The 10,049-nt window shown below is 73.6% G+C and carries 5 protein-coding genes and 1 pseudogene; 1 reads left to right on the top strand and 5 read right to left on the bottom strand.

Translation table 11 applies throughout. From position 1 onward, the window contains the following. Positions 1–195 precede the first annotated feature (195 nt). The 5 genes and pseudogenes from ACFVXJ_RS29720 to ACFVXJ_RS29700 all read right to left on the bottom strand — a co-directional run. On the bottom strand, positions 196–1,614 hold the full coding sequence (locus ACFVXJ_RS29720) for a DUF6177 family protein (RefSeq protein WP_389666367.1): 1,419 nt from the start codon (positions 1,612–1,614) through the stop codon (positions 196–198). A gap of 55 nt (positions 1,615–1,669) precedes the next feature. Beyond that, positions 1,670–5,644 carry a type VII secretion protein EccCa gene (gene eccCa / locus ACFVXJ_RS29715; protein WP_389666366.1) on the bottom strand — a complete coding sequence of 1,325 codons (3,975 nt, stop codon included), beginning with the start codon at positions 5,642–5,644 and terminating at the stop codon, positions 1,670–1,672. Positions 5,645–5,714: 70 nt separating this feature from the next. Continuing rightward, complete coding sequence (locus ACFVXJ_RS29710; protein ID WP_389666365.1) at positions 5,715–7,016, bottom strand: MinD/ParA family protein; 1,302 nt, start codon at positions 7,014–7,016, stop codon at positions 5,715–5,717. A 60-nt stretch (positions 7,017–7,076) separates the two neighbouring features. Further along, positions 7,077–8,432: a type VII secretion integral membrane protein EccD gene (gene eccD / locus ACFVXJ_RS29705; protein ID WP_389666363.1), complete on the bottom strand. Its 1,356-nt coding sequence runs from the start codon at positions 8,430–8,432 to the stop codon at positions 7,077–7,079. A gap of 183 nt (positions 8,433–8,615) precedes the next feature. Continuing rightward, positions 8,616–8,918 (bottom strand): annotated as a pseudogene (locus ACFVXJ_RS29700) (hypothetical protein); the annotation flags it as partial. A gap of 227 nt (positions 8,919–9,145) precedes the next feature. Between ACFVXJ_RS29700 and ACFVXJ_RS29695 the strand changes: the two are divergent. Continuing rightward, entirely contained in the window at positions 9,146–9,994 is an 849-nt protein-coding gene (locus ACFVXJ_RS29695; protein WP_361318744.1) for a Bax inhibitor-1/YccA family protein, read from the top strand. Positions 9,995–10,049 lie beyond the last annotated feature (55 nt).

Below are 10,049 nucleotides of genomic sequence, written 5' to 3'. Positions count from 1 at the left end.
GTCCCCAGATCCGTACTCGACGTCCGCGACCCCGACATCAGGTTCGTCAGAACCTGCGTCCCCATGTCGAACTTCATCCCACACCCCCGTCACGATGGAACGGCCATCAGTCTGACCAATTCTGCCAACATACATCGCTCTTGCAACCTGCAATCCGCCGGTTGTGACCAAAGCCGAACATCTCAACGGCTCGGCTCACGCCCCCTTCAGATGCCGCATCAGCAGCTCGAAGTCCTGCCATCCCGCGAGGTCCGACGGGTCCCCGGGCAGCGGGTAGTACAGCGCGGGACGGGTCTTCGGGCCCAGGGGCACCGGCCGTTCGGCCAGCGGCGTGTTACGGGCCCGGTCGCCGGGCATCGCCCGGACCTCCTCCGCCCCCAGGACGAAGGCCACCGGCACGCCCGGTCCCTCGAAGCGGGGCGGCACCGCCAGGTCACGACGGGCTTTGCGGAGCTGTACGAGCATCGACTGGAGGTGGTGGCGGCCGGCGAGCACCTCGGCGGTCCTGGTCAGGGCGTCCAACGGGGGTTCCTCGTCCGCCCCGTAGCCGAACGCGAGGGTGACCTCCTCCTCGACCCCCGCCTTGGTACGGCGCACCCGCACCGTGGCGAGGCCCGGGCGCTCCGGGGCGCCGACCACCACGAACCAGGTCGGCTCCGGCGCCCGCGCGTGGGCGACGTCGGTCAGCCGGGCCGGTGACCACGGCAGGTTGGCGGGCTCCGCGGTGCCCCACCCGGCCGGCGGCGCGCCGGTCAGCTCCCGCCACACCGCCTCCAGGGCGCCCCCCAGGACGAGCCGGTCGTCGGCGGGGTGGACCGTGCGGAAGGTCACGGCCAACTGCCGCTCCCCGGTCGCGGCGACGTCCTGGTACGCGGCGGCCACCGGGGTACGCGGATCCTCGGGCGTCGCGTCGAGCGCCTCGACCGGGGCGAAGAGCCCGCCCTGCCAGCGCAGTACGGCCCCGGTCAGGCCGTCGTAGTAGCCGTCGCGCTCGTCCTGCACCACCCAGCGCGAGGGCCAGCCGCTCAGGTTCTCCCGGACCGCGGGGGAGAGCGTGGTGCCCGGCGGGGTGACGATCTGCAGGCCCAGCTCGGCTTCGGCGGCGGCCCGGAAGGCGTCCGAGAGCCAGGCGGTCATGGCCACCACCGGGCGGTCCTGGATGACGACGGCCACCCGGTCCGTGAGCACGTCGACGGTGGCCCGCGGGGCGGCCGGCTCCGGCGCCACGCTGACCCCCTCGGTCCGCACCACGGCCAGCGAGCGCCCCGGCTCGCGCGGCCAGGCGGAGCCGCCGGCCAGCGCGGCCAGCCGGGCCGCGAAGGTGCCCGCGAGCCGGGCGGCGTCCGCGACGCCGGTGGTGGCGCGGGCCTCCGTCCACCAGAACGGGACCGGCGGGGCGGTGGCTCCGAGCAGCCGCTCGGCCTCGCCCTCCACCTGCACGAGCAGCGGCGCCTCGATGGCGACGAGCGGGCGCCCCTCCTCGTCGCAGAGCTGTACGACGGCACCGTCGGCCGCCGCGTTCACCAGCTTCCCGGGTCCTCCGGAGAGCAGTCCGGCGAGCACGGTCCAGGGGTCGGGCATCCGCTCGGTGAGGGCGACGACGTCCTTCGTCATGTGCTGGTCAGGTCCTTCGGTCGGCAGGGGTGCGGGGAGGGCACGGCACAGGCCCTCACCCGCGGGTGTACACGGTCTGGATCAGGCGGCTCGACTGGCCCCGGCGGACCAGCACCCCCCGCCCGGCGGGCTGCTGGGCGGCGTACACCCCGGGCAGCAACTGCCCCTCGCTGCGGTCGCCCGCCATGACCAGGGCCGAGGCACCCGACTCGCGCAGCCCCTGCACCAACGGCTCGTACATGCCGCGCGAGGCGCCGGCGACCCGGCGGGTCAGGACGAAGTGCAGGCCGATGTCCGCGGCCGAGGGCACGTACGGCAGGAACGGCGCCAGCGGCGACTGCCCGGCGGTGGTCAGCACGTCGTAGTCGTCGACGAGCACGACGATCCGCGGCCCGCCGCCCCAACTGCCCGGCTCCAGATCCTCCAGGGGCGCGCTGTCGTCGGGCATCCGCCGCTCCAACTCGGTGGCGATCCCGGCCGACAGCCCCGCGCACAGCTTGGCGTTGTACGCGTACCCGCCGTTGAACTCCTCGGGGACCACCCCGCGCAGGCCGCGCCGGGGGTCCATGACGGCGAAGACCAGCTCCTCCTCGCCGTAGCGCTCGACGAGCCCGCCCGCGATGGTCTTGAGCAGGTTCGTCTTCCCGCACTCGCTGTCGCCGAGCACCAGCAGGTGCTGGTCGTGCCGGAACAGGTCGATCAGGACCGGAGCCAGCGCCGCCTGGTCCAGCCCGATCGGCACCCGCTTCGGCTCGGCCGCCGGGCCGGGCAGCAGGTGCGGCTCCAGGAGGTGCGGCAGCACCCGTACCGGCTGGGCGGTCTCCCCGCTCCACGTGGCGCGCACCGTCCGGGCCGTGCGCTCCAGCACCGCGCCCAGCTCCGAGGCGTCGGCGAGCCCGTCCGTCCGGGGCAGGGCGACCTGGGCGAAGAGCTTGCCGTCGGTCAGCACCCGGCCGGGTTCGTCGGGCGACAGGGTCTCGGCCAGCTTGCGGTCCACGCTGGACTCGCCGGCGTCGTTGAGGCGCAGCTCGACCCGCGTGCCGAAGTTCGACTGGGTGGCGATCCGTACGTCGTTCCAGCGCAGCATGCCGGCGACGACGTGGATGCCGTAGCCGCTGCCGCGCTTGAGGATGTCGACGACGGCGTCGTCCAGGCTCTCGAAGTCGTCGCGCAGCGCGCCGAAGCCGTCGATGACCAGGATGATCTCGGCGGAGGCGAGCTGCGGCAGCCGGCCCGCCGCGTGCAGGGTGCGCAACTGCTCGACGGAATCGATCCCGTGCTCGCGGAAGAGGTCCTCGCGCAGCGCGAGCATCGTGCGCACCTCCTCCACGGTGCGGGCGGCCCGCTCGCGGTCCGCGCGGCCCGCGATCCCGCCCACGTGCGGCAGCCCGGCGAGGGCCTGGAGCCCGCCGCCGACCAGGTCGAGGCCGTAGACGCCGACTTCCTGCGGGGTGTGGGTCAGCGCGAGCGAGAGGACCAGGGTGCGCAACAGGGTGGTCTTGCCCGACTGCGGTCCGCCGATGACGGCGGCGTGGCCGCCCGCGACGGTGAGGTCGAGGAACCACTCGCCCTGCCACTGCTTCGTCGGGTCGTCGAGCACCCCGAGCGGGACCATCAGCCTGCCCCGCCGCTTGGCGAGCTGCATGCCGCGCGGGCCCACGTCCAGCGGGCCCGCGACCGCGTCCAGCGCGATCGCGCCGGGCAGCGGCGGGAGCCAGATCCGGCGCACCGGCGCGGCGGCCCCTTCCAGTTGGCCGACGACGATCCCCAACTCGGTCGGCCCGCTCTCCCGGCGCCGCGCCGTGACCTCCCGCGCGTCCGCGCCCTCCGGCTCGGCCAGGGTGTTGAACGCCTCGTACGGGAGGGCCAGGGGCCCGGTGTCCTGCTCGTCGGCGCGCTCGACGGGGCCGCGGTAGGCGCCGGAGACGTAGCTCGCCTTGAAGCGTTCGTAGTGGCTGGTGTCCACCTTGAGGTAACCGAAGCCCGGCAGCGGCGGCAGGTGGAAGGCGTCCGTGGTGTCCAGGACCGTGCGCGACTCGTCGGCGGAGAAGGTGCGCAGGCCCAGCCGGTACGACAGGTAGGTGTCCAGGCCCTTGAGCTTGCCGCCCTCGATGCGCTGGCTGGACAGCAGCAGGTGCACGCCGATGGAGCGGCCGATCCGGCCGATGGACAGGAACAGGTCGATGAAGTCGGGTTTCGCGGTGAGGAGTTCGCCGAACTCGTCGATGACGACGAACAGGTGCGGCAGCGGGTCCAGATCGGGACGCCGGTCGGTGCGCAGCGCGTTGTAGTCGCCGATGTCGGCGATGTTGCCCGCGTCCTTGAGGACCTGCTGGCGGCGCTTGACCTCGCCCGCGAGCGAGGCGTGGACGCGCTCGACCAGACCGGCCTGGTTCTCCAGGTTGGTGATGACGCCGGCGACGTGCGGCAGGCCGGCGAACGGCGCGAAGGTCGCACCGCCCTTGTAGTCGACGAGTACCAGGGCGAGGTCCTCCGGCGGATGCGTGGCCACCAGCGCGAGGACGAGGGTGCGCAGCAGCTCCGACTTGCCGGAACCGGTGGCGCCCACGCACAGGCCGTGCGGGCCCATGCCCAGCTCGGAGGACTCCTTCAGGTCGAGCAGGACCGGCTCGTGGGAGTCGCTGATGCCGATGGGCACGCGCAGGAAGGCGCGCTCGCCGCGGGGCGCCCACAGGCCGTTGACGTCGAGCTGGGCCACGTCCTCGATGCCCAGCAGGCCGGCGAAGTCGACGGGACCCGACAGCGGGGCGTCGATCAGCGACTCGGCGGACAGCCGCAGCGGCGCGAGCATCCGGGCCAGGCCCTCGGCGAAGGGTCCGCCGACCTCGTCCACCGTGCCGTGCGCGCTGACCGGTTCCTCCTCGCGGAGGTCTTCGATGAGGACCCGGTCGCCCTCGACGGTGATCCGGACGCCGACGTGGCCCGGCTCCTGGATTTGCTGGTCGAGCAGGTGCAGGACGGTGACGCCCATCTCGCGCAGCCCGACCGCGTCGTCGGGACGGGGGAGTTCGACGGCGTCCGCGCCGTGCCCGTCGGCGACGACGAGGAGGCGGGAGGTCATGGACAGGGCGTCCTTGCCGGACAGTCCGCGGCGGACCTCGGCGGCGTAGGAGGCCCGGCGGCGCAGTTCGGGGCCGAGCAGGCGGGCGAGCTGCGTCGTGGACGGGGCGATCCGGCGGGCGGCGACGGGGCCGTCCAGCTGCTCGGTGTCCAGCAGGTGCGGAAGCCACTTGGCCCACTCCCAGTCCGCGAGCCGGTCACCGGGCACCGCCAGCGCGATGGCCACGTCGTCCGGGGCGTGGGTGGCGGCGGCCTGCACCAGCAGGGCGCGGGCGACGCGCAGACCGTCCTCGCGCGGGCCGATCACGGTGACGTTGCCGACCCGGTCCAGCGGCACGGTCAGCGGGAGTTCGGTGCCGGTGCGGAACCGGGCGGTCAGCGCCGACGCCTCGTTGAGCATGAAGCGGTCGGGCGGGGTGAGGACGGTGGAACCCTGATCGGCGATCCGCAGGTCCCGTACGGGCATCTCACCCGTCCCGACGCGCACCCGCAGGAAATCCCCGTCGACGCGGCGGCGTTCCCACAGCCGGGCCGGGTCGCGCACGATGTCGTACAGGGCGCTCGGCGGCGGGTTGAGCACGCCGGCGTGCTCCGCCCGCCGGCGCTCCTCGGCGGCGAGCTCCTCCCGGAGGTCCTCCAGGTAGGCGAGGTACGCCTCCCGCTGGGTGCGGCGGGTGCGCTGGGCCTTGCCGCGCTGGGAGAAGACGAGGCCGACGGAGCCTATGACGGTGACGACGAGGATCAGGGCGCCGAGCGCGGCGAACTGGCTGTTGCGGACGACCGTCATCATCACCACCGACGACATCACGCCGGCCACGGGCAGCAGCGACATCGCGATGTTGCCCGCCTTGCCCTCGGGCAGGTTGGGCGGCGCCTCGATGGTGCGGGCCTCGGAGGCGGCCGGTGGCCGGACCGTCCTGGCGGGGCGGTGGATCAGTCGCGTGCTCATCTTCGTCGTCCGTCGTCGTCGTGTCGTCGTGTGGCGCCGTGGTCGTCCGTGGTGGTCCCGTGGTGGTTGGTCAGTGGCGTTTCTGCGAGAGCTGGAAGGCGTCCGCGGCGATCCGGGTGGCCGCCGCCCGGGTCGCCCGGGCGAGCAGGTCGGTGCGCAGGGCGCCGCCGTCCGCCAGGTGGCGGTCGTGCGGCAGGACGTGGACGCTCGCCCCGGTGGTGCGCAGCGTGCGCACCGCCTCGTCCACGTCGATGCCCGCCCGCGGGGCCTGCTCCGTGAGGACGACGACCGTGCCGGCGATCACGTGCGGGGGCAGGCCCTGCATCCACTGGAGCACCGCGTACGTGCTGGCGACGCCGTCGAGGGTCGCCGGGGTGGTGAGGACGCGGGCCTGGGAGGCGGAGAGCGCGACGCGGGCGACCTCGGCGGGCAGCGTCTCGCAGTCGACCACCGTCACGCCGAAGTAGCGGCGCAGCGCGACCATGGCCCGTTCGTAGGACCGGGTGTCGAGCATCGCGCCGATCTGGCCCTGGCTGCCGGGCAGCAACCAGGCGTTGTCGCGGAGTTGGACGAGGTAGCCGGTGACGTCGAGCAGCGACATCTGCGGCTCGATGATGTCGGCGACGTCACCGGTGGTCCAGCGCAGTGACTCGGCGCCGAGCCGGATCGGCAGCGAGCCGAGGGCCGGGTCGGCCTCGACGAAGAGCACCGGGTCCTGGCGGTAGTGCGCGTACGTCGTGCCGAGCAGGGCGGCGACGGTGGACTTGCCGGCGCCGCCGCGGATGGAGGTGACGGCGATCTGCCGGCCGGTCGTCACGGGCTGCTGGAGCAGCTCGGCGGTGTGGGAGGCATCGGCGACCTCGCGGGCGACCGAGGAGGAAACGGTTCGCCAGAGCACGCCCGCGGCCCGGGCCAGGAAGGGTTCACCGTTACGGGGCTTGCGGCGCGCGCCGACCAGGCCGGGGTCGACGGCGGGACGGGAGTCCAGGGTGCGCGCCGGGCGCCCTGCGGCGTCGGCGGCGTAGCCCTGCGCGGGGCGCGGGGCGAGGCCGTGCGCCGGGGGCTGCGGGGCCGGGTGCTGCGGGGTGGGCGGGTACGGCGCGGGGGCGTGCGGCGCGGCGGGGTACGGCACCGGGGACGGGGCGGGTGGTACCTGCGGCGCCGGGCCCTGGGGTGCCGGGGCGGACGGGCCCGGGTAGCCGTACCCGGCGGCCCCGGCCGCCCCCGCGTCCTCGGCGCCCGGGCCCGGGGACGGGGGCGCGCCCTGCGGATCGGGCCCGACCGGCCCCTGCCCCTCGGGCAGCGGCCGACCCGCGCCGCCGCCCTTCAGGTCGCGCAGGACATCGCCCTGCCAGTTGTCTCCGCTCGGCATCCCTGCCCCTACCCCTCTCGTACGACCTGCCGCCCCGCCGGGAGCCGCCTGCGCGTTGACTCAGAACTTGTCGAGCAACTGCCCGTAGATGCCGAACACCCCGACGGCCAGCGGGAACAGCCCCACCACACCGACGGATTCGATGAAGTCGGCCGTGCGCCGCAGCCGCACCTGCACGTGCTCGGGCGGCTGTACGGCGAGCCCGAGCAGCGGCAGCAGCGCGGCCACGCACAGCACGACCAGCGCGCCCGTCCCGCCGCCGTGACCGATCCACAGCAGCACGAGGCGTACGAAGAGGACGGCCGCCGCGGCGAGCAGCGCCACGACCTCGGCGACCAGCGGGAACGCCCGCGCCCGCGACAGCAGCACCACGGCGACGAGCGACGGCAGCACCACGGTCCACACGTTCGGCCGCGCGGCCAGCGTGAGCAGCCAGCCCGCGGCGGCGGCCGAGCCGGCGGTGGCGATCGTCGCGAGGGCGAGACCGCGGTGCGTGGCGGCGAGGGCGTTGCCCACCTGGTGGCGGCTGACGGAGGCGCCGCCGGAGCGCGTGTCGTCCAGCGCGGTCAGTCCCGACGCCATCAGCGCGAGCCGCGGCAGCAGACCGAGCAGCAACACCGAGAACAGGGCCATGACCGTACCGAGGCGCGCCGGTTCCCCCTGGACGGCGGCGACGGCCTCCCACACCAGCGTGATGACCGCGAGGGCCCCGGCGCCGATGAGCCCGCCGCGGCCGAGCGGGGAGAAGTAGCCGAGCATGGCGAACGTCGCGACCAGCGCGCCCGCGACGGCGGCGAGCCGCAGGACCCCCGACCAGTGGTGGGCGTCGGCGGCGGTCCACGCCGTGACCACCCCGAGCCCACCGGAGGCGAACAGCAGGGCGGTGGCCAGTCCCCGGTTGCCCTGCCCGATCCGGGCGCCGATCGCGCCGGCGGCGAGCAGGACGAGGGTGACGACCAGCAGGCCGACGGTCAGGGTGTCGAGGGCGACCTCGCGCCGGGCGAGCAGCGCGGCGGTCATCGTGAACAGGACGGTCGCGACCCCCGCACTGCCCCGGCGGGCGGCGGGGCGCCAGCGCCAGGCCCGCAGGTCGAGGTCGTCGGCCACCAGGTCGGTGACGTCGTGCACGACGGGGGCGGGCGGCGCGGAGTGGATCCTGACGAGCCGCAGGACGGCGCCGTCGGCTATGCCGGCCGAGGCCAGCGTGCTGTCCTGCGGAAGCGCCGAGCCGTCCGAGGTCACCAACTGGCGCGTCATCGGCCGGGAGGCGGCCCGGTCGTCGAGCAACTGGAGTATGTCCGGGAGCAACTGCCCGATCGGCGTGTCGGACGGCAGGACCATGTCGGCCCGGCGCCGCTCGCCGACCAGGGTCACCCGGGACAGCTGTGCTCGGGAAGTCGTTGCTGTGCTCACCACTTGCAGGAACCTACCATCGCGGTGTCGCGGGCCTTCGGGTAAGAGAGGTCGGGGGGATGTCTACGATCCGCTCGGGCGGGGCGACTTCGACACCGGCGCGGACGGCGCTTTCGACGGGTTCGACGGCTTCGGGGACTTCGACGGGTGCCCCGTGGCGGTCGGGTCCGCGGCCTTCGACGCGCCCGGCGCACTCGACGGACCGGCGGGTTGCTTGGGTGACTGCCCGAACGGCTGGAGCTGTTGCTGTTGTTGCTGCTGTTGTTTCTGCTGCTCGGCCTTCTGCTTCGCCAGCGTGGCCTGGATGAAGGACCAGCCGACGCATCCGGCGCAGAGCACGGCCGCGATGGCGATGCCCGCGAACAACTTCCCGAGCCGTTCGTCCGCCGTGCGCCGCGCCCGCTGCGCGCCGAACAGCAGCGCGTCGCGCATCCTGCGACGGCGTACCGCCACCGACTCCAGCAGCTGACTGTCGTAGTCCCGTGCCATGTGCCGTCCGCCGCCTCCCCCGTGTTTTTGCCTGTGCAACATAGAGCATTTATCAGCTTTGAACACAGCGCGGCGGCCCGTCCGCGCGGCGCGCGGACACGTCGTGACGTCTCCCGCGCGGTTCGCCACACCTTCTCCTAAGATCCTCCTCCAGCAGTAGGGTGGTTTCTTTGCGAACGCATTACTCTTGAGCTGACGGCCGCGTCCCGCGGCCACGGAGGAGTGAGATGAGGAGCAGTAACCCGGTCTTCTCGCGACGGGGGTTCAGCCGCGACACCGGCGGCTACGCGGGCTTTGACGCGCAGCAGGCCGGGACCGCGACCAACCCGTACGGGACGAACCCCTACGCCGCGGACCCCGTCACCGGGATGCCGCAGGCGCCGGCGCGCGGCCACACGATGTCGATGGACGACGTCGTGAGCCGTACGGCCATGACGCTCGGCACGGTGGTGCTCACCGCGGTCATCTCCTGGATCGCGCTGCCCGTCGACCCGGCCAACATCAACAAGTCGTACGGCATCGCCATCGGGGCCGCGCTCATCGCGATGGTCCTGGCGCTCGTCCAGTCCTTCAAGCGCACGCCGGTCCCCGCGCTGATCCTGGCGTACGCGGCCTTCGAGGGCGTGTTCCTCGGCGTCATCAGCTCGGCGACCAGCACCTACATCAGCTCGGGCGTGGTCGTCCAAGCCGTGCTGGGCACCATGTGCGTCTTCGCCGCGGTGCTCTTCGCCTACAAGATGCGCTGGATCCGTGTCACGCGCCGCTTCACCGGCTTCGTGATGGCGGCCACCATGGGCTTCATGCTGCTCATGGTCGTCAACCTGCTGTTCTCCCTCTTCGGGGGCGGCGACGGCCTCGGCTTCCGCAGCGGCGGCCTCGGCATCCTGTTCGGCATCGTCGGCGTGATCCTCGGCGCCTGCTTCCTCGCCATGGACTTCAAGCAGGTCGAGGACGGCATCGCGTACGGTGCGCCGCGCGAGGAGTCCTGGCTGGCGGCCTTCGGCCTCACCCTGACCCTGGTGTGGATCTACCTGGAGCTGCTGCGGCTGTTCCAGATCCTCTCCGGCGACGACTAGAACCGGCGGGTCGGCCGGTCCCGGCCCGTTCGGCTCCCTCCACGTCGGGGGCGCC

It is taken from the genome of Streptomyces sp. NPDC058279, assembly GCF_042881255.1.
In the GTDB taxonomy this organism is placed as follows: Bacteria; Actinomycetota; Actinomycetes; order Streptomycetales; family Streptomycetaceae; genus Streptomyces.
This window is presented reverse-complemented; position numbering and strand designations above follow the sequence as displayed.

What these genes read in the sequence shown, in the direction of transcription:
- ACFVXJ_RS29710 (WP_389666365.1), bottom strand. Translation starts at nt 7,016, where the DNA reads ATGCCGAGCGGAGACAACTGGCAGGGCGATGTCCTGCGCGACCTGAAG.
- ACFVXJ_RS29695 (WP_361318744.1), top strand. Translation starts at nt 9,146, where the DNA reads ATGAGGAGCAGTAACCCGGTCTTCTCGCGACGGGGGTTCAGCCGCGAC.
- ACFVXJ_RS29720 (WP_389666367.1), bottom strand. Translation starts at nt 1,614, where the DNA reads ATGACGAAGGACGTCGTCGCCCTCACCGAGCGGATGCCCGACCCCTGG.
- eccCa (WP_389666366.1), bottom strand. Translation starts at nt 5,644, where the DNA reads ATGAGCACGCGACTGATCCACCGCCCCGCCAGGACGGTCCGGCCACCG.